General features: G+C 66.8%; 15 protein-coding genes, 1 tRNA gene and 1 pseudogene. 11 read left to right on the forward strand and 6 right to left on the reverse strand.

Annotated elements, in window-relative coordinates; genetic code table 11:
• Nucleotides 1-1,622, reverse strand: a 1,622-nt coding sequence (locus OXQ33_RS08940) for an MFS transporter (RefSeq protein ID WP_267434338.1), incomplete at its 3' end; no start/stop codon positions are given.
• 186 nt (nucleotides 1,623-1,808) lie between these two features.
• Between OXQ33_RS08940 and OXQ33_RS08945 the strand changes: the two genes are divergently transcribed.
• A complete protein-coding gene (locus OXQ33_RS08945; protein ID WP_267434339.1) occupies nucleotides 1,809-3,269 on the forward strand; it encodes a PAS domain S-box protein in 1,461 nt (486 codons plus the stop codon).
• 60 nt (nucleotides 3,270-3,329) lie between these two features.
• On the opposite strand, the gene OXQ33_RS08950 is transcribed toward OXQ33_RS08945, so the two are convergent.
• Nucleotides 3,330-5,855 (reverse strand): PAS domain S-box protein, encoded by a 2,526-nt coding sequence (locus OXQ33_RS08950; RefSeq protein ID WP_267434340.1) that lies wholly within the window; start codon nucleotides 5,853-5,855, stop codon nucleotides 3,330-3,332.
• A 274-nt stretch (nucleotides 5,856-6,129) separates the two neighbouring features.
• On the opposite strand from OXQ33_RS08950, the gene acs reads away from it, so the two are divergent.
• Nucleotides 6,130-8,082, forward strand: coding sequence for an acetate--CoA ligase (gene acs, locus OXQ33_RS08955; RefSeq protein ID WP_267434341.1), 1,953 nt, complete (start codon nucleotides 6,130-6,132; stop codon nucleotides 8,080-8,082).
• Nucleotides 8,083-8,235: 153 nt separating this feature from the next.
• Here the strand turns inward: acs and OXQ33_RS08960 are convergent, their stop codons facing one another.
• Nucleotides 8,236-9,105 (reverse strand): peptidylprolyl isomerase, encoded by an 870-nt coding sequence (locus OXQ33_RS08960; protein ID WP_267434342.1) that lies wholly within the window; start codon nucleotides 9,103-9,105, stop codon nucleotides 8,236-8,238.
• 96 nt (nucleotides 9,106-9,201) lie between these two features.
• Here OXQ33_RS08960 and OXQ33_RS08965 point away from each other — a divergent pair.
• The 7 genes and pseudogenes from OXQ33_RS08965 to OXQ33_RS08995 all read left to right on the forward strand — a co-directional run bounded on the left by OXQ33_RS08965 (nucleotide 9,202) and on the right by OXQ33_RS08995 (nucleotide 15,676).
• A tRNA-Ser gene (locus OXQ33_RS08965) sits at nucleotides 9,202-9,292 on the forward strand.
• A gap of 170 nt (nucleotides 9,293-9,462) precedes the next feature.
• The gene (locus OXQ33_RS08970; RefSeq protein ID WP_267434343.1) at nucleotides 9,463-10,449 is read left to right on the forward strand and encodes an MBL fold metallo-hydrolase; all 987 of its coding nucleotides are present in this window, start codon (nucleotides 9,463-9,465) and stop codon (nucleotides 10,447-10,449) included.
• Nucleotides 10,450-10,771: 322 nt separating this feature from the next.
• Nucleotides 10,772-11,473, forward strand: coding sequence for a glycoside hydrolase (locus OXQ33_RS08975; RefSeq protein ID WP_267434344.1), 702 nt, complete (start codon nucleotides 10,772-10,774; stop codon nucleotides 11,471-11,473).
• 512 nt (nucleotides 11,474-11,985) lie between these two features.
• A pseudogene (locus OXQ33_RS08980) lies at nucleotides 11,986-12,716 on the forward strand (glycoside hydrolase family 27 protein); the annotation flags it as partial.
• Nucleotides 12,717-12,746: 30 nt separating this feature from the next.
• Entirely contained in the window at nucleotides 12,747-13,049 is a 303-nt protein-coding gene (locus tag OXQ33_RS08985) for a hypothetical protein (RefSeq protein ID WP_267434408.1), read from the forward strand.
• Nucleotides 13,050-13,196: 147 nt separating this feature from the next.
• Complete coding sequence (locus OXQ33_RS08990) at nucleotides 13,197-15,032, forward strand: sodium:proton antiporter (RefSeq protein WP_267434345.1); 1,836 nt, start codon at nucleotides 13,197-13,199, stop codon at nucleotides 15,030-15,032.
• Nucleotides 15,029-15,676: an OmpA family protein gene (locus OXQ33_RS08995; protein WP_267434346.1), complete on the forward strand. Its 648-nt coding sequence runs from the start codon at nucleotides 15,029-15,031 to the stop codon at nucleotides 15,674-15,676. The genes OXQ33_RS08990 and OXQ33_RS08995 overlap by 4 nt, the downstream gene beginning before the upstream one ends.
• A 186-nt stretch (nucleotides 15,677-15,862) precedes the next feature.
• Here OXQ33_RS08995 and OXQ33_RS09000 read toward each other — a convergent pair whose 3' ends face one another.
• The 3 genes from OXQ33_RS09000 to OXQ33_RS09010 form a co-directional block, all read right to left on the reverse strand.
• On the reverse strand, nucleotides 15,863-16,291 hold the full coding sequence (locus tag OXQ33_RS09000) for a hypothetical protein (protein ID WP_267434347.1): 429 nt from the start codon (nucleotides 16,289-16,291) through the stop codon (nucleotides 15,863-15,865).
• Nucleotides 16,292-16,537: 246 nt separating this feature from the next.
• Nucleotides 16,538-16,918 (reverse strand): hypothetical protein, encoded by a 381-nt coding sequence (locus OXQ33_RS09005; protein ID WP_267434348.1) that lies wholly within the window; start codon nucleotides 16,916-16,918, stop codon nucleotides 16,538-16,540.
• Between the two features lie 87 nt (nucleotides 16,919-17,005).
• Nucleotides 17,006-17,557: a TetR/AcrR family transcriptional regulator gene (locus tag OXQ33_RS09010; RefSeq protein ID WP_267434349.1), complete on the reverse strand. Its 552-nt coding sequence runs from the start codon at nucleotides 17,555-17,557 to the stop codon at nucleotides 17,006-17,008.
• Nucleotides 17,558-17,698: 141 nt separating this feature from the next.
• Here OXQ33_RS09010 and OXQ33_RS09015 point away from each other — a divergent pair, with 141 nt between their 5' ends.
• Both OXQ33_RS09015 and OXQ33_RS09020 read left to right on the forward strand, forming a co-directional pair.
• Nucleotides 17,699-18,889 carry an efflux RND transporter periplasmic adaptor subunit gene (locus OXQ33_RS09015; protein ID WP_267434350.1) on the forward strand — a complete coding sequence of 397 codons (1,191 nt, stop codon included), beginning with the start codon at nucleotides 17,699-17,701 and terminating at the stop codon, nucleotides 18,887-18,889.
• A gap of 6 nt (nucleotides 18,890-18,895) precedes the next feature.
• Nucleotides 18,896-22,084 carry an efflux RND transporter permease subunit gene (locus OXQ33_RS09020; protein WP_267434351.1) on the forward strand — a complete coding sequence of 1,063 codons (3,189 nt, stop codon included), beginning with the start codon at nucleotides 18,896-18,898 and terminating at the stop codon, nucleotides 22,082-22,084.
• The last annotated feature ends 1 nt before the right edge of the window (nucleotide 22,085 follow it).

Raw genomic sequence — 22,085 nt, forward strand, 5'->3', positions numbered from 1 at the left:
CGCCGGGCGCGCCGCCAGGTCAGCAGCGCGAGGAATAGGGTGACGGCGGCGGCCAGCGCGGCGACCAGCCGGAAGACGTCGTTATAGGCGCGGATATTCGCCTCGCGCGTGGCGGCCTGGGACAGGAGGGCCGCCCCCTCGGCGCGGGCCAGCATGGGGTCGCCCACCACGCCCGAGACCCGCGCGCCGCCCGCCTGGATACGCTGCGCCACCTGCGGGTCGGTGGGGTCGATATTCTGGACGATGGCGGCGCTATGCGCCTTTTCGCGGATCACCTGGTAGGTGCCGAGCAGGGCGGTGCCGCCCAGCCCGCCGACCGAATTGAGCATTCCGAACAGCGCGATGAAGCTGATGACATGCCCCGCCCCCTGTTGCAGCGCGCGGGTCATCCCGAACAGCAGCGACGGGCCGAGGAAGAAGGTGGTCGAAAAGGCGATCAGCGCCTGGGTCGCGTACAGTTCGGGCGCGCGGGTGAGGTTGGTCGAAAAGCTGTCGATATAGGCGGCGATGGCGACCAGCCCGATCGCGAACATGACCGGATGGGTCAGCTTGGTCGGGTTCAGCGTCACCGCGCTCAGGACGACGCCCGCGACCGAGGCGATGAAGGCGATGGCGAACAGCGTGCGGAACTGATCGTTGTTCTGGCCCAGCGCGGTGAGCAGGCCGACCGCGCCGAAATTCTGTTCGGACAACACGATGCGCGCCATGATTGTGACGATGGCGAAGCGGACGATGTCCATCGATCCCAGCCAGCGCGTGTTGAGCAGCGGATTGGCGCGGTGATGCTCGATCCACAGGGCGGCGGCGAGCAGCGGGATGGCGATGGCCAGTGACCAGCCGATCCAGGCGGCCTGCGTCCACCACACCAGTCGCCCCTGGCCCAGCACCGCACAGAACAGCCCGATCGCGGGCGCGTAGAGCGAGAAGGTCAGGAAATCGAGCGGTTCGAACGCCTTGACCCGCTGCGTCGGGGGTAGGCGCAGCGCGATGATCGCGGCCAGGCTGACCGCCGCCAGCCCGAACTCGAACAGGTACAGCGTCCGCCAGTGCGACATGGCGAGCAACTCGGGCGAGAAGAGGCGGGCGAGCGGTGTCGCGCATTGCGGCACGCCGATGCCCAGCACGATCGCCTTCAGCCGCCATTTCGCGGGCAGCGCCTGCATCATGTAATAGAGGCCCAGCGACGACAGCGCTGCCGCCGCCATGCCGCTCGCCGCGCGCACCGCGATGGCGGTGGAGAAGTCGCGCACGAACAGATGGGCGAAGGTCAGGATCGTATAGAGCCCGGCGAACAGCAGCGCGAAGGGCCGGAGGCCGAATTGCTGGCGGAACTTGATCAGCAGCAGGTTGATCGAGGCGTTCGTCATCACATAGACGATGGGCAGCCAGGCGATCTCGGTCGGGTCCAGCCCCAGCGCACCCTGCAACTGCACCGTATTGACCTGGACCAGCGCATTGCCCAGCCCGCCGGTGATCCCGATCAGCACCGCGATCGCGCCATAGGCGATGCGCCGGCGATAGGGATGCTCGAAATTGCCGGGCGATCCGGGAATGGTCGGCTTTTCATGGGGAGCGAAGGCCCATTCCTCCTCGCTCCAGAATTGCCGAAACCGTGATGCCATCCCCCGTCCTCTCTTGGCGCACGCCCCAAACGCGCAAGCGACCGTTTCGGGTGCGTGACGCTATGGCCGACGCGTCGATCGCCGGGGCGATGCGAAGCGCTTTTGTTGCGATACAACCGACATATCCCCGTTACGGAGCTGCCCGTTCCTGCTATTTTCCCGGCGTCGCGTCGAATAATCGCCCTTATGCGCGAAGGTGAGGAAGAGGTGCCGATGGGCAAGCGCGATCCCCGAATGCCGATCAGCCATGATCTGCTCCAGGCGACGATGGATGCCTCCACCGACATGATCCAGGTGTTCGAGGCGATCCGCGACGATGCCGGGCGGATCGTCGATTTCCGCTGGGTGCTCAACAACCACCGATCGGAAAGCCTGTATGGCGAGGTGCGCGGCCAGAGCCTGCTGGAACGCAATCCCGGCGTGGTGGTGGAGGGGATTTTCGACACCTTCTGCCGCGTGACCGAAACCGGCATCGCCGAGCAGAGGGAGCGTCATTACGTCCATGAGCAGTTCGACGGCTGGTTCTACCAGACGGTCGTGAAGCTGGGCGACGGCGTGGCGACGACCACCCGCGACATCACCGAGTGGAAGACGTCGCAGGCCGAGGTGATCCGCCTCCGCGAGGAAGTGGTGCGGATCAAGCTGGCCGATAGCGAGAGCCAGTTGGCGGCGATCTTCGCGACCGCGCCGGTCGGCCTGTCGGTCATCGCGCCCGATGGCCGCTTCCTGCGGGTGAATGACGAACTGTGCCGGATCCTGGGTCGCTCGCGCGACGAGGTGCTGGCCTCCGGGATCGCGGACCTGACCCATGCCGACGATCTGGCCCCCAGCCTGGACGCCCTGGCCCGCGCCGCCGGGACGGGGACGCCCAGCACGCTGGACAAGCGCTATCGTCGTCCCGACGGGACGTTGGTATGGGCGAACAGCACCATCTCGCTGCTGCCCGATGGCCAGGGGCAGGCGAGCCGCTTCCTGGTGGTCACCTCCGACCTGACCGAACGGCGCAAGGCCGATGCGCTCCAGCGGGTGCTCATCGCCGAATTGCAGCATCGCACCAGCAATCTGATGGGCGTGGTCCGCTCGATCGCGAACGACAGCGTGCGCGCCAGCAGCGATCTGGCGGGCTTCCATGCCCAGTTCAACGACCGGCTGGAGGCGCTGTCGCGGGTGCAGAGCCTGTTGTCGCGGCTGAGCGAGCATGATCGGGTGTCGTTCGACGACCTGATCCAGTGCGAGCTGGCGGCGATGGGCGGCGATGCGAAGCGCGTCACGCTGCACGGGCCGGCCGGGGTCCGTCTTCGCTCCTCGACCGTCCATACGCTGGCCATCGCGCTGCATGAACTGGCGACCAACGCGGTCAAATATGGCGCGCTGGGCCAGCCGGGGGGGCGTCTGTCGATCCGCTGGACATGGGAGCCGGACGGGCTGGACGGCAAGCCGTGGCTGCATATCGACTGGCGGGAAAGCGGCGTCGACATGCGCGCCGCAGGCCCCGCCTCGCGCGGCGGCGGGCAGGGGCGCGAGCTGATCGAACAGGCGCTCCCCTATCAACTCGGCGCGCGCACCACCTATGAACTGGGGCCGGAAGGCGTGCACTGCACCATCGCGATGCCGGTTTCGACCAGCGTGGCGGCGGGAACGGGCTAAGCTACGGCTCCCACCCTTCTCCCCCAGCGGGAAAGGTACGGAGCACCTGCCTCACCCCGCTCAGTCGTCCAGCATCGCCCGGATACGCGCCGCCAGATCGGCGAAGTCGAACGGCTTGGTGATCAGCGCCACGCCCGCGTCCAGCCGTCCGCCATGGACGATCACGTCGCGGGCATAGCCGGTGGTGAACAGCACCTTCAACTCGGGGTGGAGCGACCGCGCGGCGGAGGCCAGGTCGGCCCCGGTCATGCCGCCCGGCAGCACCACGTCGGAAAAGAGCAGCGCGATCCGCGTCGCCTCGGGCGCGTCCAGCAGGGCGAGCGCGGAGGCGCCGTCCTCCGCCTCCAGCACCTCATAGCCCAGTTCGCGCAGCGCCTCGGTCGAATAGGCGCGGACATCGGCATCGTCCTCGACCACTAGGATCGTCTCCGACCCGCGCATCGGGCGGGTGGCGGCGGATACCTCGGCGACCGGTGCCGCCTCGCCATGGTGGCGCGGCAGGAACAGGGTGACGCGGGTACCCTGGCCGGGGTGGGACTCGATATTCACCTGCCCGCCCGACTGCTTGGCGAAGCCATAGACCATCGACAGGCCCAGGCCGGTCCCCTTGCCGACCTCCTTGGTGGTGAAGAACGGCTCGAACACCCGGCCCAGCGTCGCGCGGTCCATGCCGATGCCGGTGTCGCTGACCTCGATCGCGACATAATCGCCGGGATCGGTGGCATAGGGGGCGGGGCCCGCCGCCATCGTCGTCAGCCCGTCCCGCGTGGCGTTGCGCATCGCGATCGACAGGGTGCCGCCATGCGGCATGGCGTCGCGCGCATTGACCGCCAGGTTCAGGATCGCGCTTTCCAGCTGGTTGGGATCGGCCTCGACCGGCCAGAGATCGGGCGCGGCCTCGATCGCCAGCGACACCTGCTCGCCCAGCGTGCGGGTCAACAGGTCGGACAGTCCGTCGACCAGCCGGACCGCATCCACCGATTGCGGGGCCAAAGGCTGCCGCCGCGAAAAGGCGAGCAGCCGCTGGGTCAGCGTCGCGGCCCGCTTCGCGCCCGTCATCGCATGGGTGGCGGCGCGCCGGGCGCGGGGATGCTCGTCGATCGGCAGGAAACGGTCCAGCATCTCCAGATTGCCGACCACGACCTGGAGCAGATTGTTGAAGTCGTGCGCGATACCGCCGGTCAACTGGCCCACCGCCTCCATCTTCTGGCTCTGGCGGAGTTGCGCCTCCATATCGGCCAGCCGCTCCTGCTGGGCGAGGCGTTCCGACACGTCGGTCGCGAACTGATAGGCGCCGAGCGGCGTACCCTCGGGCGAGACCAGCGGGCTGAAGCGCAACTCATAATGCCGCCGATGGCCGTCCAGATCCTCCAGCGCCTGGATGACCGAAAAATCCTCGCCCGCCAGCACCCGCGTCCAGTAATCGCGCATCACCGACAGGATTTCGGGGCGACGCGCCATCGCCTCGCTCTTGTGCTGACCGATCTGGGGACGGATGCCGAAGATGCGCTCGAAATCGTCGGCGGCGGCGCGGTTGATCGCCAGATAGCGGTGATCGAAGCCCAGCACCTGGACCATGGTGCCGGTCGAATCCATGATGTCGGCGAACAGCCTGCGCTCGGCCAGAGCCTCGACCACGCGGCGTTCCAGCACGGCGTTGACGTCGCGCAGCGTCTCCTCGGCCCGGCGGCGTTCGTCGATGTCGAACACCGATCCGACCATGCCCAGATAGGTGCCGTCCTCGTCGGTGCGCGGGATCGCCGTCACCATCGACCAGCGATAGGTGCCGTCATGATGCAGCAGGCGGAATTCCAGGCTGAACGAGACCTGGTTTCCGGTCGCGTTGCGGAACGCCGTCTCCACGGCGCATCGGTCGTCGGGGAAGATCGCCTTCAACCACTGGAAGTCCAGGCCCTGCTCCATCGGCAGTCCGGTCTGCACGCTCCAGGCCCGGTTGATATAGACGCAGTGGCCGTCCGCGCGCGTGACCCACATGATGATGGGCACATGGTCGGCGACGTTGCGGAACCGCGCCTCACTCTCCCGCGCGGCGGCGATGGCGATCTCCCGCTCCTGCCGATCGCGCATCCGTGCGCTGCTGTCGATCACCGTCGCCAATATGCCCGAAGGCTGCCCCGTCTCGTCCGCGATCGGCGTATAGTCCAGGTCCAGCCAATGCTGTTCCGCCACGCCGCGATGCGCCAGCAACATGGCCTGGTCGCGATAGGCCAGCGGCTCTCCGCCGAGCACGGTCGCGATCACCTGGGCATTGAAGACCGCCGCCTCGGGCCAGCTGTCGAGCAGCCGCCGGCCCAGGATCGCGGGGTGCCGGTCGCCCGAGAAGGCCGCATAGGCCGCATTGTAGATCAGGATGCCCTCCGGCCCCCAGATCGTCGCCATCGGGATGGAGGAGGACAGCGCGATACCGATCGCGGTCAACCGGCTCTGCGGCCAGTCGGCGATCGGCCCCAATGGCGTCGCGGCCCAGTCATGCCCCGCGATCAGCCGCCCCATCTCGCCGTTGCGCGCCAAGATGGCGGCAAACCCGGCAGGGATGTCGGCTCGGTCGTGGGTAGTCGCGATCATGCTCGGTTCCTCCCCCCTCGAAACCCGGCGCAAGAGATGCTGTAGCGTTGCTTTCGTTCGAGGAACAGAGGCGCGCACCCGTATCTTGCTCTGGGTAGGTGAAATTATTCCAAATCCGTTCCTTTTGTTTGTCGGGGCCATCGTTACGCTTGCGATCTCTACCGGCGCCGCGGCCCGATCCGGTCGGTCGCCCGCACGCATCACTTTGTCACGGACCCGATAGGCATTTGCCATGTTGGACTGCTAAAGCTGAGCGAAAATAGGAGAGACAGGCATGAGCGGACATCTTCACCCTGTACCGGACTGGGCCGACAGCGCGTCCATGACCGCCGACGGTTATGCCCAGGCCTATGACGCGGCACGCACCGATCCGGACGGCTATTGGCGCGAACAGGCGCAGCGGCTGGACTGGATCACGCCCTTCACTCGCGTGAAGGACACCAGCTTCGACGAAGCGGATTTCCGCATCCAATGGTTCGCCGACGGGCAGCTCAACGTCGCGGCCAATTGCATCGACCGGCATCTGGAAACCCGCGCCGATCAGGTCGCCATCCTGTGGGAAGGCGACACGCCGGGGACCGAGCGGCGGATCACCTATCGCGAGCTTCACGAACAGGTCTCGCGCCTCGGCAACGCGCTGAAGGCATTGGGCGTCGCGCGGGGCGACCGCGTCACCATCTACCTGCCGATGATCCCGGAAGCCGCCTTCGCGATGCTCGCCTGTGCGCGGATCGGGGCGATCCATTCGATCGTGTTCGGCGGCTTCTCGCCCGAAAGCCTCGCCAACCGCATCGTCGATTGCGATTCGCGGATCGTCATCACCGCCGACGGCGGTTGTCGCGGGGGCAAGGCGGTGCCGCTCAAGGCCAATGTCGATGCCGCGCTGGAGCATCACGGCGTCGCGGTCGATCATGTCGTCGTCGTCCAGCATAGCGGCGTCGACGTGACGATGAAGCAGGGCCGCGACGCCTGGTACGGCGATCTGGTCGACGCCGCCTCGCCCGATTGCCCGCCCGAGGCGATGGGGGCGGAGGACCCGCTGTTCATCCTCTATACCAGCGGTTCGACCGGCAAGCCCAAGGGCGTGCTGCACACCAGCGGCGGCTATCTGCTCTGGGCGTCCTGGACCCACAGCCACGTCTTCGATTACCGCGAGGGCGAGGTCTTCTGGTGCGCCGCCGATGTCGGCTGGGTCACCGGGCACAGCTATGTCGTCTATGGCGCGCTCGCCAACGGCGCGACGACGCTGATGTACGAGGGCGTGCCCAACTATCCCGATTTCAGCCGCTTCTGGCAGATCGTCGACAAATATCAGGTATCGACCTTCTATGCCGCCCCCACCGCGCTGCGCGCGCTGATGCGCGAGGGCGACGAATGGGTGAAGAAGACCGACCGCTCGTCCCTGCGTATCCTGGGATCGGTGGGCGAGCCGATCAACCCGGAAGCCTGGGAATGGTATTATCATGTGGTGGGCGAGGGGCGCTGCCCGATCGTCGACACCTGGTGGCAGACCGAGACCGGCGGCCACATGATCGCGCCGATTCCGGGCGCGGTGGCGCTCAAGCCCGGTTCGGCCACCCTGCCGCTGCCCGGCGTGCTGCCGCAGATCGTCGATGCCGAGGGCAAGGTGCTGGACGGCGCGGTCGAGGGGAACCTCGTCATCGCCGATAGCTGGCCGGGGCAGATGCGCACCGTCTGGGGCGATCACGACCGTTTCTTCCAGACCTATTTCACCACCTATCCGGGGAAGTATTTCACCGGCGACGGGTGCCGCCGCGACGAGGACGGCTATTACTGGATCACGGGCCGGGTCGATGACGTCATCAACGTCTCGGGCCACCGCATGGGCACCGCCGAGGTCGAATCGGCCCTGGTCGCCCACGTCAAGGTCGCCGAGGCCGCCGTGGTGGGTATGCCGCACGATGTGAAGGGGCAGGGCATCTATGCCTTCGTCACGCTGAACGCCGGGGTCGACGAGGACGAGGCGCTGCGCGCCGAGCTGATCCAATGGGTCCGCCGCGAGATCGGACCGATCGCCACCCCCGACGCGCTGCAATTCGCGCCCGCGCTCCCCAAGACGCGTTCGGGCAAGATCATGCGCCGCATCCTGCGCAAGATCGCCGAGAATCAGGTCGATGCACTGGGGGACACCTCCACCCTGGCCGATCCGGCGGTGGTGGATCATCTGGTCGCCAACCGGATCGAGCCGGGGAAGAAGGCGGCGTGATTTGAGGACGGGGGGCCGCTGGCTTGGCGGCCTCCCGACGCCCCTTGGCCTTCGACTTCGCTCAGGCCGAACGGAGCGAGGGAACAAGGCCTCTCATACCCACCATCCGTTCAGCCTGAGCGAAGTCGAAGGCCACTCCCCCATGCAAGGGAATCAGGGCGCCTTGCGCACCGGCGGCAAGGCGGCGCAAATATCCACACCCCCCGCCGGCACGGTGAAGAAGTCGTTCTTCCGATTCTCCCGCCCCTTGATCCAGGCGGCGAAGCGCGGCGACGCCGTCTCGCGATACTGGTAATGCGGTCGCTCAGCGGCGGGCAGTTCGCTCGCCAGCCGGGCCGAGACGATCGGCAGACGCTGCGCCACTTCCTTGTAGAAGCCTAGATCCCCCATCCCGCGCGGCAGGGTGGACAGCGCCTCCATCCCGTCGATCACCCGCCCCGCCACCGCGATATTGCGGTCCAGCCCGCGCGGCGAATGGCCGATGATCGTGTAGAGTTCCGCCCCGGTCCCCGTGCTCGGCGCCAGGTCGCGCGCGACGCCGACCATGCCATAGCAATGCGGAAGCCATTCCGACGACGCATCCCCCGCCAGCGGCCAGCCATCGCGGCTATAGCCCGCCCAGGCGGCATAGGGATCGGGTCTGCTCAACCGCGCGACCGCGCTGTTGCCCGCGCGGACATACTCGGCGGGCGGATTGGCGACGATGCCGGGGGGCAGCGGCTTCTTCTCGGTCGCGTCGCCCCATTGCGCGACATAATTTTCCTGGACCCGGTAGACGCTGGTCCCCGCATCCCACCAATGCGCCCGCGCCAGCGCGCGGATGTTGGCTACATGGACCGGCGTCTGCGCGGCGGCGAGGCGCACCGTCACCGTCTTGCCGTTCGACAGGGTGAAGATCAGCACCTCGTCATCCGGCACCGCGATCCAGTCGGACGGCAGGGGATCGCTCGCCTGCGCGACGGCAGGAGCGGGAGCGGGCGAAGCCTGCGCGAAAAGCGCGGCGAGCAGAAGCGCGATCGTCATGATGGAACAGACTGCCCCAGCCCGATCCCCCACGCAATCGCTTGCGCGGGGCGCAGAAGCGCATTAGGGGCGCGTGCTCCAGGCATGAACTCATGCGGAGCGGTGGCCGAGTGGTCGAAGGCGCTCGCCTGGAAAGTGAGTATACGGCAAAACCGTATCGAGGGTTCGAATCCCTCCCGCTCCGCCATATCTCGTCGATTTTGCTCAGCGCCTGAAGTCGCGAACGGCGCCATCCCGTGGTTATCCGGTCGGGCGGTCCGTCGGACATCGCGGTGCAGTTTTGCGCCTGCTCGAAGGTTATCACCGGGCCGTTGCGGCGTGGAGAAAACGGAGCGATCATGCGATGACGATCCCCTCATGACCAAGACCCGCAACCGCTATTATGACGGTCCGCCGAGCGACCATTTCGATGGGACGCGCTTTTTCAATCCGGGGCAGGCCGGTACCGATCGCGGGCTGCGCGCGGTGCTGCGGTGGAAGCTGGCGGGCGGGGCCGCCCGGTGGCCCCGATCGGTGCCGGTGACGCCCGCCACGCCGCTGGCGCGGGTCGATGGGCTGATCGTTACCATGGTCGGCCATGCGTCGCTGCTGATCCAGGTCGCCGGGGTCAATATCCTGACCGACCCCGTCTGGTCGGAGCGTGCCAGCCCCTTTCGTCGTATCGGCCCCAGGCGCGTGACCGCGCCGGGGATCGCGTTCGAGGACCTGCCGCCGATCGATATCGTCCTGCTCAGCCATGGGCATTACGACCATCTCGACATCGATACGCTCCGGCGGTTGCAGGTGGATCATGATCCGCTGATGGCGATGCCGCTCGGCAATGATGCGATCGTGCGCCGGGCGATACCGGATGCGCGCTGCGTGACGGCCGACTGGTGGGATCGCCTGGATCTGGGGCAGGGCGTCACCTCGACATTGACGCCCGCCTATCACTGGTCGAACCGCTGGCCGAGCGACACGCGGATGATGCTGTGGGGTGGGCATTATCTCGACACCCCGGCGGGATCGCTGTGGTTCGTCGGCGACACGGGCTATGGCGACGGTCGCATCTTCGGCGAGGTCCGCACCCGGCTGGGATCGCCGGACGTGGCGCTGATCCCGATCGGAGCCTATGCGCCGCGCTGGTTCATGGCGGCGCAGCATGTCGATCCGGCGGAGGCGGTGCGGATCTTCACCGATGTCGGCGCGAACAGGGCGCTGGGTATCCATTGGGGGACGTTCCAGTTGACCGACGAGGCGCGGGATGCGCCGGTGCGGGAACTGGCCCAGGCGCTGTCGTCGGCCAGCATCCCGCCGGAGCATTTCGTGGCAGCGGAGCCGGGGCGGGCTTACTCCTTTCCCTGATCGCGAGCGGGGTTGCTGACGACACAGGTTTCCGACTGGACAAGCTGTTCGGCATAGCTCAATCTTCGTATACGAAATACGAGGTGAGCTTATGATGAATGGGCGTGGGTGGACCCGAAAAGGACGTAGCGAGGGTCCGCGAGCCAGGGGGCACGTCCGCATCCCATCGCTCACCTTCGGCCTGTTGATCGTTCTGGGAGCCAGCGCCTGCGCGTCCATGGGGCCGCCGCCCGCCGCGTTGAAACTCGCGCCATTCTATACCCGGTATCTCGACGCAGGGGGGATTCCGATCACCGCATCCAGCCAGGTCTCTCCCGCGGCCATGCGCCGGGCGCGGAAGATCGCCGTCCAGATGCTGGCGCACCGCCCGGACATCCTGCTCGCGTTGCGGAAGAGCGGTGCGCGAATCGCGATCATGGCGGAGACGGAGGGGACGACCGATCTCCCCGAACAGGCCGACTGGAAGAAGCCGGAACGCGACGACCCGGTCCTGACCTTTTGCGAACGCAAACATTATGACGAACGCATCGGGCGGCTGAGCGACCGCGACTATTGGAATGGTCGCGCACGCGGCATGGGCGGGTTGCTGACCAGCGGCGCGGAGGAGAATCTGCTCGGGCGGCCGGGCACCCGATATTTTGGCGAGAACATCTTCGTCCATGAATTCTCGCACGAGATCATGACCGGGATCGAGGTCGCGGACCCCGACCTCTTCGCGCGGATCAAGGCGCGCTATGCCGAGGCGAAGGCCAAGGGCCTTTGGAAGGGCGAATATGGCGAAACCACCGCCGAGGAATATTGGGCGGAGGGGACGCAATTCTGGTTCAACTCCAACAAGCTGGCGGTGGTCGACGGACAGCGCATCCTGTCGGACCAGGATCTGCGCGCCTATGATCCGGCGCTCTATGCGCTGCTGGCCGAGGTCTATGGCGATCGACATCATCTCGATGCCGATGTCTTCTACGATCACCCGGCGCGCGTACCGTCCGGGCCTCTCCCCCGTTCCACCGCCGAGGTTTGCTGATGCGCACCAGACGGACGCCGAGCCGGGCGGTCACTCCCGCGCGCCTGCGCCGCTGGATGGTCCTATGGCTGGTCACGATGCCGGCGCCGCTCGCCTGGCCGGGGCTCGTCGCGGCGGAGGTTCGGCCGGTGGGGGCCTGGGTCTTCGACGATGTGGCGGACTATCCGGGCATCACGATGATGCGGGTCGAGCCGAAGGGGCGCGGCATGGTCGGGCGGCTGACCAGCCGCTGGTATGGCGATGTGGAGATGCTTGGCATCGTGCTGCGCGGGGCCACGCTGCACTTCGATACCCGCAACATCAACGATCGCGATCGCCCGACCCGCCACTGGACCGCGACCTTCGACGGCAAGCGGGGTGTCCTGCTGAAGGGCGGTATCTGGCATGGCGATATCGCCCAGCACGGTCGGCGCGGCACGCCGCAAGAGGTGCGTCGCCTGGCCTTTCGGCCCGCCGCCCCGCTGCCACCGCTGGGGACGCTCGCCCCCGATGGCCTGGCCGCGACGCCGCCCATGGGGTGGTCGAGTTGGAACAGGTTCGCCGACAGGATCGATGACGCCACCATCCGGGCGATGGCCGACGCACTGGTGACCAGCGGTCTGCGCGATGCGGGCTATATCTATGTCAATATCGACGATGGCTGGCAGGGGACACGCGGCCCGGACGGAGCGCTGCGGTCCAATGATCGCTTCCCGGACATGAAGGCGCTGGCCGACTATGTTCATGCCAGGGGGCTGAAACTCGGCATCTACAGCGCGCCGGGACCGCGCACCTGCGCGGGCTATGAGGGCAGCTATGGCATGTCGGACAGGACGCCCGGACCTTCGCGGCCTGGGGCGTGGATTATCTGAAATACGACCTGTGTTCGGGCGAATGGTTCTACGACACGGCCGAGCGCGTGAAGCAGGCCTATCACGCGATGGGCCAGGCATTGCGCGCGACCGGGCGGCCCATCCTGTTCTCGCTGTGCGAATATGGACGGTTCGACGTCGCCGACTGGGGCCGGTCCGTCGGCGGGCATGTGTGGCGCACGACCGGTGACATCACCGACGATTACAAGACGATGGCGGATATCGGCTTCGAGCGGAATCCACGCTTTCCCCATCACGGCCCGGGCGGCTGGAACGATCCCGACATGCTGGAGGTCGGCAATGGCGGGATGACGCGCGACGAATATCGCGCGCATATGGCGCTATGGGCGATGCAGGCGGCGCCGCTGATCATGGGCCACGACCTGCGACGGATGACCGACGATACCCGTCGCCTGCTGGCCATGCCCGCGGTGATCGCCATCGACCAGGACCGGCTGGGCGAGCAGGGCCGCCGCATCCGCCGCGCCGAGGGGATCGAGCTATGGCGCAAGCGGCTGTCCGACGGGTCGGTGGCCGTCGCGATCTTCAACCGCACCACCCTGGCGCAACGCGCGCGCCTTCTGCCCGAGGATAGCGGACTGGCCGGTCCGGTCCGGGTGCGCGACCTGTTCGAGGATCGCGTACTGGCAGGGGGCGAGGTGGCACCGACCGTCGCGCCGCACGGCGTCGTCCTGCTGCGGGTCGAGCCGGTCACGGCGCGATGAGCCGCGCCGCCGCGCCCCTATAAGCCATCGTTCCGCTGGACCGGGAGGTCCATGCCGGGCGGTTTTCATTTCCCCCCGGCCGGCGGCTTTATGCAGCAAAAGCAGCCTTGCGGTTACCTTTGGAGGCGCCAGAGGTTAAGCGGCGCTATGGAACAAAAAGCTCTCGTCATGGCGCTGATCGGTGTTCTGGGGATCGGCGCGCAGTGGATCGCGTGGCGGACGGGGTGGCCGGCCATCGCGCTGATGCTGGCCGCCGGGGTCATCGCCGGGCCGATCACCGGCGTGATCATCCCCGAACACACGTTCGGCGATCTGCTCGAACCCATGATATCCGTCGCCGTCGCGCTGATCCTGTTCGAGGGTGGCCTCAGCCTCAACTTCCGCGAGTTGCGCAAGACCGAAGGCGCGGTGACGCGGCTGATGATGATCGGCATCCCGCTGGGCTGGGTGCTGGGCTCGCTCGCCTGTTACTATGTCGCCGGGCTGGTCTGGCCGGTGGCGATCCTGTTCGCCGGTATCCTGGTGGTGACCGGCCCGACCGTGGTCATCCCCCTGCTGCGCCAGAGCAATATCGCCGCGCGCCCCCGCGCGATCCTGAAATGGGAGGCGATCGTCAACGATCCCTTCGGGGCGCTGTGCGCGGTCATCACCTATGAATATCTGCGCCGCGTCGACCAGGGCGGGACGCTGGTGTCCGTCGTCGTCGCGCTGCTCGGGGCGGCGGTGGTGTCGGGGCTGATCGGCTATGGCATGGCGCGCGCGATCGCCTGGGCCTTTCCGCGCGGCCATGTGCCGGAATATCTGAAGGCGCCGGTGCTGCTCGTCGCGGTCATCGGCACCTTCGTCCTGTCCAACCTGATCCAGCAGGAAACGGGGCTGCTCGCGGTCACCGTTATGGGCGTGGCGGTCGCCAATATGCGGCTGGATTCGTTGCGCGACATCCATCCCTTCAAGGAGAATGTGACGGTCCTGCTGATCTCCGGCGTGTTCGTCCTGCTCTCGGCGTCGCTGGACCTGAACGTGCTGCGCCTGTTCGAATGGCGCTTCGCCGCGTTCCTCTTCGCGCTGTTGTTCCTGGTCCGCCCGGCGACCGTGCTGATCGCCCTGGCCTTCAGCAAGATCCCCTGGAACGAGCGGCTGCTGGTCGCCTGGATCGCGCCGCGCGGTGTCGTCGCGGTCGCGGTGTCGGGGCTGTTCGCGCTGCGCCTCGACCAGCTGGGCTATGGCAACGGCAATATCTTGGTCTCCCTGTCCTTCGCCGTGGTGGTCGCGACGATCATCGCCCATGGCTTCAGCATCCGCTATGTCGCGCGCTGGCTGAAGGTCACCGGGGCGACCCAGAAGGGCCTGTTGATCGTCGGCAGCACGCCGTGGAGCATCTCGCTCGCCCAGCAGATCCAGTCGCTGGGGCTGCCGGTGACGATCGCCGATACCAGCTGGCAGAGGCTGTCCGGCCCGCGCCAGGCGGGGATCGAGACCTATCATGGCGAAATCCTGGCCGAGACGACCGAGGAGCGGCTCGACCTGACCCAGTTCCAGGTGCTGGTCGCGACGACCGACAACGAGGCGTATAATGCGCTGGTCTGCAACGAGTTCGCGCACGATATCGGTCGCGACTCCGTCTATCAGCTTGGCGGGAGCGGCGACGACGAGGATCATCGCAGCCTGCCGGAAGCGCTGCGCGGGCGGGCCATGTTCACCACCGGCCACGGGGTGGAGGATATCCTGCAACGCGAGGCGGCGGGATGGGCCTTCCGCAAGACGCGGATCAGCGAGCAGTTCAACTTCGACCATGCCCGCTCGACGCTGCCTGACGAGGCCGACATGCTGTTCGTGCTGCGCAAGGACGGTCGCATCCGCTTCTTCACCCATGCCGCGCGACCGACCCCGCAGACCGGCGATATCGTCGTGTCCTACGGGCCCTCGCGCCACGGCGATCCCGACGCTAAACAGTCCAGTCACATCGGAGGGGATGTCGCATGACGATATCGACATGGAGCAACCGGACCGCGCGCGCGATCGCGGCGGGCATGATCGGCCTGGGCATCACCGCCTGCCAGCCGGGCGGCGGCGCGCCCGCCGGGAACGAGGCGGCGGCGGTCGCAGCCGATGATGCGGTCGAGAACAATGTGGCGATGCCCGGCAACGACCTGGCAGCGGCCGAGCCGGAAGAGGCCAAGAAGTCGATCATCCGCCCGGATATCGCACCTTCGCCGACCCCGACGCCGCCCGCCGAACCCGTCGAGATGACCATTCCCTTCCCCGCCAAGGGGGCGCAGATGGACCAGGCGGGGATGGCGCAACTCGATACGCTGCTGGCCGATCCGGTCCTGGCGCTGGGCGGACCGATCACGATCTGGGGGCATAGCGACTCGACCGGCTCGGATGCGGCCAACCTGCTCGCGTCGCGCCACCGCGCGGAGGCGGCACGGGATTATCTGGTCAAAAAGGGCGTCGCCGCCGACCGGATCACCATCGTCGCGCTGGGCGAAGCCCGCCCCGTCGCGCCCAACCGCAAGCTCGACGGCTCGGACGATCCCGAAGGTCGCGACAAGAATCGCCGCGTCGAGATCAAGGTGGACCTGCCCAGGACAGCGCCGGTCGCGGAGGCGAATAAGGAGCCTTGACGCCGCCCGACCCGGACGCTCGCTTTTAAAAGCCGGACGCCCGAAAGCGGGCAAGCGTTCGGCACATTCTGGGCCCATCCCCCCCCCGGGGGCCGATCGACATTCCCTTATTCCTCCCCTTGCAGGGGAGGAATAAGGATTGTGCAGCCTGAATGTCGACTGGTCCTAAGACGCGACTCTGTTTCGTCAATTGGGCGAGTCCGCTTTGGCCCAGTTGGGTATGCTGCGTCCGCATCCCCATATCGTCTTGGGGAGAGGTTTTCCTCCCAACTCGGTAGGGAAGGGATAGTCCATCAGCGCCTGTGCAACGACGGAGCATCGTCCGCCGGGCATGCAGCTGATCGAGGTTCGGGCCAGGAGCCCGGCGTCGTTTTCGAGAGAATAGAGAATGGCCACGCCGCGATCCCGCAACCGGTCAAAATTCCACCCATAGCGACAGCGGCCGACGAAGCTGGCGACCATGCGCTCCTTCGCGAGATCGGGCGACGCCGTCGAGGCCGCCGCGCTAATCAGCGCATTGCTGGGCACGTAGCGGGGGACCATCCACCCGATGAAAAACAGTATCGCGAGCAGGGGCCACCCGAACATATGGGCAAGGAACATCTTTTTGCTCATGGCCGATCGGTACGCCGATATTCTGTGCAACCGCTTAACCCGAAGCGCTGCCGTGCCGACGACATCGTCCGCTTGCCACCCAATTCGGACACCCGCCGCTGAAACGCGGTATCCCATTTATCCGCAGCGGAAAAAGGCGTGAACGGCGATGGCGTCGACTGGCCCCTTCGTCCCATCACGTGAGCCATCAACCCCGACCGCATGGTCGTCGGGGCGGCAGCGAGACTGCCGCCGCCCCGACATCCCTCACTTCTTGCTGCGCGCGCGCTTGGGCGTGGCGGCGGCTTCGAGGTCTTCTTCCTCATCGGCCTGTTCCTCGCCCGCTTCGGTCAGCGCCTGGCCGAGGGCCTTGAGCTTGTCCTGCGACTTGTCCGCCCGGTCGGCGATCTTCGTCGTCGCGGCGCCCAGGCGGTGGAGAAGGTCGTGGATGCGGTCGGCGTCGGGCTCGTCCTTTTCCAGCTGCTTGCGGAGCGAGGCGAGGTCGCGAAGAATGCCCTTCGCACCCGGCGTGTCGACTTCCGCCAGCGCGGCTTCCCAGTCCTCTACCATCGTGGCGCCCTTGGCGGCCTTGGTATTCTCTATGCCGCGGTTGATCGCGTTCATCGTTCCGGCGAATTTGACAGCCATCGCATGATCCTTTCCACACCGGCTCGTGCCGGCGTCCATCAACGAGGCATGCCGCGAAAAGAACCCCGTCGATCCAAGGATATTCCGCTATTTCGCCCCTTCGATCAGGCAATTGATCAGAAGGTCGCTGGCCGGCTTCACCTCCTCCTGATGGAGCGTCCGCGCACAGACCGAGCCGAGCGAGATGATCATGAAAGCCTGGGCGAGGGTGCGGTGTTCGCTCTCCACCGTGTCACTACCCATCAGTCCGGCGAAGGCGCGGCTGATATTCGCGAACGCCTGGGCCCGAACGTCCTGGAAGATCGCATTGATCCGGTCGTTGCGCGCCGCCTCCGCCGCGATCTCCAGGAATAGCCGGTCGCCGCATTCGTCCTTGCGGCAGGGGGTCGACGCGAGCCAGGCAATGATCCCCGCACGATTCCTGTCGGCCAGCGCCGTGTTGAGCGTGTCCTGGTCCGCGATGCGTTCGCAGTCCGCCGCGACGATCGCGGCGATGATGTCCTCTTTCGACGGAAAGTCGCGGTAGAGCTGCTGAACGGCGACGCCCGATTCCTTGGCGATCGCGGCGATCCCCGTGGCGTGGAAGCCATTCTCGACGAACAGGCGCCGGGCCACCTCCTTGATATTATGTCGGCGCATATCGGCGCGCGACCGGGGCTGGCAGTCGGTATTCAACAAGCTAGGGCCTCTCTCATTCCAGGTTGACGCGCTCGAACGGCGGGTCTAACGGCGCTATTTGTGAGTGATCGCTCTCAAACAATTTTTCAAGCGGGAAATGATATGTCCTCCAATCGGCTTATCGGTCGTGTGTTGGCATCCGGCGCCTTGCTCGCACTGGCCGCCTGCGGCAGCGGTGGCAAGCAGCAGCAGGCGCCCCAGGGGCCGGCCCCTGTCGGTTATGTGGTGGCGAGCGAACAGCCTGTCACCCTCACGACCGAGCTGCCGGGCCGGACCACCGCATTCGAAACCTCCGATGTGCGGCCGCAGGTCAACGGGCTGATCACCCAGAGGCTGTTCGTCGAGGGTGACGTGGTCCGTCAGGGGCAGCCACTATACCGTATCGATCCCGCGCCCTACCAGGCTCAGGTCGCCAGTGCCCGCGCCGCGCTGACCCGTGCGCAGGCGAGCATCGCGTCGAGCGCCGCGCTGGCGCGCCGCTATGGCGAACTGGTCAAGATCAACGCGATCGCCCGCCAGGAATATGAGAACGCGCAGACCAGCGCGGCGCAGGCGCGTGCCGATGTGGCGGCCCAGCAGGCCGCCTTGCGGACCGCGCAGATCGATCTGGGGCGCACCACCATCCGGGCGCCGATCACCGGCCGGATCGGGCGTTCGGTCTTCACGACCGGCGCGCTGGTGTCCGCCTCGCAGACCGAGGCGCTGGCCACCATCCAGCGGCTCGACCCCATCTATGTCGACATCCAGGAGCCGAGCGCCGAGCTGCTGAAGCTGCGTCGGCAGATCATGAGCGGTCAGTTGACCCGCGACGGCAATGCCCGCGTCAGGCTGACCCTGGAGGATGGCAGCGACTATGGCCCGCAGGGCACGTTGCGCTTCGCCGACGTCACCGTCGACCCGACGACCGGATCGCAGGTGATCCGCGCGCTGTTCCCCAATCCCAACGGCCTGTTGCTGCCCGGCATGTTCGTGCGCGCCTCGCTGGTCGAGGGGACGCAGTCCAAGGCGTTCCTGGTGCCGCAGCGCGCCGTCAGCCGCGATGAAAAGGGGCAGGCGACGGTGCTGGTGATCGGCGCGGGCAACAAGGTCGAGCCGCGCACGCTCCAGACCGGCCGGTCGGTCGGCGATAACTGGATCGTCACCAGCGGTCTGAAGCCCGGGGACAAGATCATCGTCGAGGGCGGCATGATGCTGCGTCCGGGCATGCCGGTGCAGGGCAAGCCGTGGGATCCCAACGCCAAGCCCGCCGGCGCATCGCCGGAAGCGGGCCAGGCCCAGGCACAGGCGAAGTAACCAGCCATGTCACGCTATTTCATCGATCGCCCGATCTTCGCCTATGTGCTGGCGGTGCTGGTCGTCATCGCCGGCCTGCTCTCGCTGCGCACGCTGCCGATCGCGCAGTTCCCGGCGATTGCGCCGCCCGCGGTGTCGATCACGGCCACCTATCCGGGCGCCGACGCCCAGACGCTGGAAAACACCACCACCCAGATCATCGAGCAGCAGATGAAGGGGATCGACCACCTTCGTTACTTCTCGTCCTCCTCCTCCTCGGCGGGCAGCGTGACGATCACGCTGACCTTCGAACAGGGGACCGATCCCGACATCGCGCAGGTGCAGGTCCAGAACAAGCTGCAGGCGGCGACCCCGCTCCTGCCGCAGGAGGTGCAGCGTCAGGGCATCATCGTCGCCAAGGCGACGCAGAATTTCCTGCTGTTCGTCGGTCTCTATTCCGAGAATGGCAAGCATGACGCGGACGATCTGGCCGATATCGTCGCCTCGCGGATTTCCGATCCGCTGTCGCGCGTCACCGGCGTCGGCGACACCCAGATCTTCGGTTCGCAATATGCGATGCGCATCTGGGTCGATCCGATCAAGCTGAACAACTATGCGCTGACCATGGCGGACGTGACCAATGCTGTCACGGCGCAGAACGCGCAGGTCTCGGCCGGCCAGATCGGTGCGCAGCCCGCACCCAAGGAACAGATGCTCAACGCGACCGTCTCGGTCTCGTCGCGTCTGACCTCCCCGGAGCAGTTCGCGCAGATCCGCCTGAAGAGCAACACGGACGGATCGATCGTCCGGCTGGGCGACGTCGCCCGCGTCGCGATCGGCGCGGAGAATTACGCCTTCTCGGCGCAGTGGAACGGCAAGCCCGCCTCGGGCATCGGCATCAAGCTGGCCCCCGGCGCCAACGCGCTCGACACCGTCGTCGCGGTCAAGGAGCGGGTGAACGCCCTGGCGAAGGAGTTCCCGTCCGACGTCAAGGTCATCTTCCCCTACGACACCTCGCCCTTCGTTCGCCTGTCGATCGAGCAGGTCATCGAGACGCTGGTCGAGGCGGTCGTGCTCGTCTTCCTCGTGATGTTCCTGTTCCTCCAGAACTTCCGCGCGACGCTGATCCCGACGATCGCGGTGCCGGTGGTGCTGACGGGGACGTTCGCGGTGCTGGCGGCGTTCGGTTATTCGATCAACACGCTGACCCTGTTCGGCATGGTGCTGGCCATCGGCCTGTTGGTCGACGACGCGATCGTCGTGGTCGAGAATGTCGAGCGCCTGATCACCACCGAGCATCTGTCGCCCAAGGAGGCGGCGCGCAAGTCGATGGACGAGATCACCGGCGCACTGATCGGCATCGCGGCGGTGCTGTCCGCCGTGTTCCTGCCGATGGCGTTCTTCGGTGGGTCGACGGGCGTCATCTATCGCCAGTTCTCGATCACCATCGTGTCGGCGATGGTGCTGTCGGTCGCGGTCGCGCTGATCCTGACGCCCGCGCTCTGCGCCACCATCCTGAAGCCGCACGACCCGAACAAGGCCGAAGGTCATGGCCCGCTGGCGCGCTTCTTCCGCTGGTTCAACGACAAGTTCGACCGCGGCCGCGACCGGTATGAGAAGGGCGTGCGCTCGACCGCGCGGCGCTGGGGGCGTTCGCTGATCGTCTATGCGCTGATCGTCGCGGGGATGGCGTTCCTGTTCATGCGACTGCCCAGCGGCTTCCTTCCCGACGAGGATCAGGGCGTGATGATCGCGCTGGTCCAGGGCCCGCCGGGGGCGACCACGGCGCGGACCCAGAAGGGCCTCGACCTCGTCCGCGACCATTTCCTGAGCGATGCGGGCAGCGCCATTCGCGGCGTCTATACGATCAACGGCTTCAGCTTCGCGGGGCAGGGCCAGAATAGCGGCATCGCCTTCATCCCGATGAAGGAATGGAAGGACCGTCCCGGCGCGGAGAACAAGGCGCAGGCGATCATCGGCCGCGCGATGGGGGCGTTCGCCCGCTATAATGACGGCCTGATCTTCGCGGTCATACCGCCGGCGGTGCAGGAGCTGGGCAATGCCACCGGCTTCGACATGCAGCTCGTCGACGAGAGCGGCATCGGCCATGACAAGCTGCTGGCGGCGCGCAACATGTTGCTCGGCATGGCGTCGCAGAACAAGTCGCTGGTCGGCGTGCGCCCCAACGCGCTCGACGACGCGCCGCAGCTCAAGGTCAATGTCGACCAGGACAAGGCGGGTGCGCTGGGCCTCGACCTGTCGACCGTCAACAGCACGATCGCGACCGCCTGGGGCGGGTCCTATGTGAACGACTTCATCGACCGGGGCCGCGTGAAGCGCGTCTATATCCAGGCCGATGCCGCCTATCGCATGGCGCCCGAGGATATCGGCAAACTCTATGTGCGCGGGGCCACGGGCACGATGGCGCCGTTCACCGCCTTCTCCGACGTCTCGTGGAATCAGGGGCCGATGCAGCTCACCCGCTATAACGGCCAGCCCTCGATGGAAATCCTGGGCCAGGCCGCGCCGGGCGTGGCGTCGGGCGCCGCGATGAAGGCGATGGAGGAGATGCAGGCCAAGCTGCCGCCCGGCACCCGGCTCGACTGGACCGGCCTCAGCTATGAGGAGCAATTGTCCGGTGGTCAGGCGCCCGCGCTCTACGGCCTGTCGCTGCTGATCGTCTTCCTGTGCCTCGCCGCGCTGTACGAAAGCTGGTCGGTGCCGATCTCGGTCATGCTGGTGGTGCCGTTGGGCGTCGTCGGCGCGCTGCTCGCCGCCATGCTGACCGGGCTGAACAACGACATCTATCTGCAGGTCGGCCTGATCACCACGATCGGTGTGTCGGCGAAGAACGCGATCCTGATCGTCGAATTCGCCGAGGAGAGGATGCGCGAGGGCTATAATGCCTTCGACGCGGCGATCGAGGCGGCCAAGCTGCGCCTGCGGCCCATTCTGATGACCAGCCTGGCCTTTATCTTCGGCGTGTTCCCGCTGGCCATCGCCAATGGCGCGGGCGCGGGCGGCCAGAACGCCATCGGTCGCGCGGTGGTGGGCGGCATGTTCTCGGCGACGGTCCTGGCGATCTTCTTCGTGCCGATGTTCTTCGTCGTCGTCATGCGGCTGTTCGACCGCAGCAAGAACCGCAGGGCCGAGGGCGATACGCAGCCGCACGACGATGGCCGTCCCGATACGCCGCCCGTGCCGCAGGGAGTTTGAT

Source organism: Sphingomonas sp. GM_Shp_1, assembly GCF_026540895.1.
In the GTDB taxonomy this organism is placed as follows: Bacteria; Pseudomonadota; Alphaproteobacteria; order Sphingomonadales; family Sphingomonadaceae; genus Sphingomonas.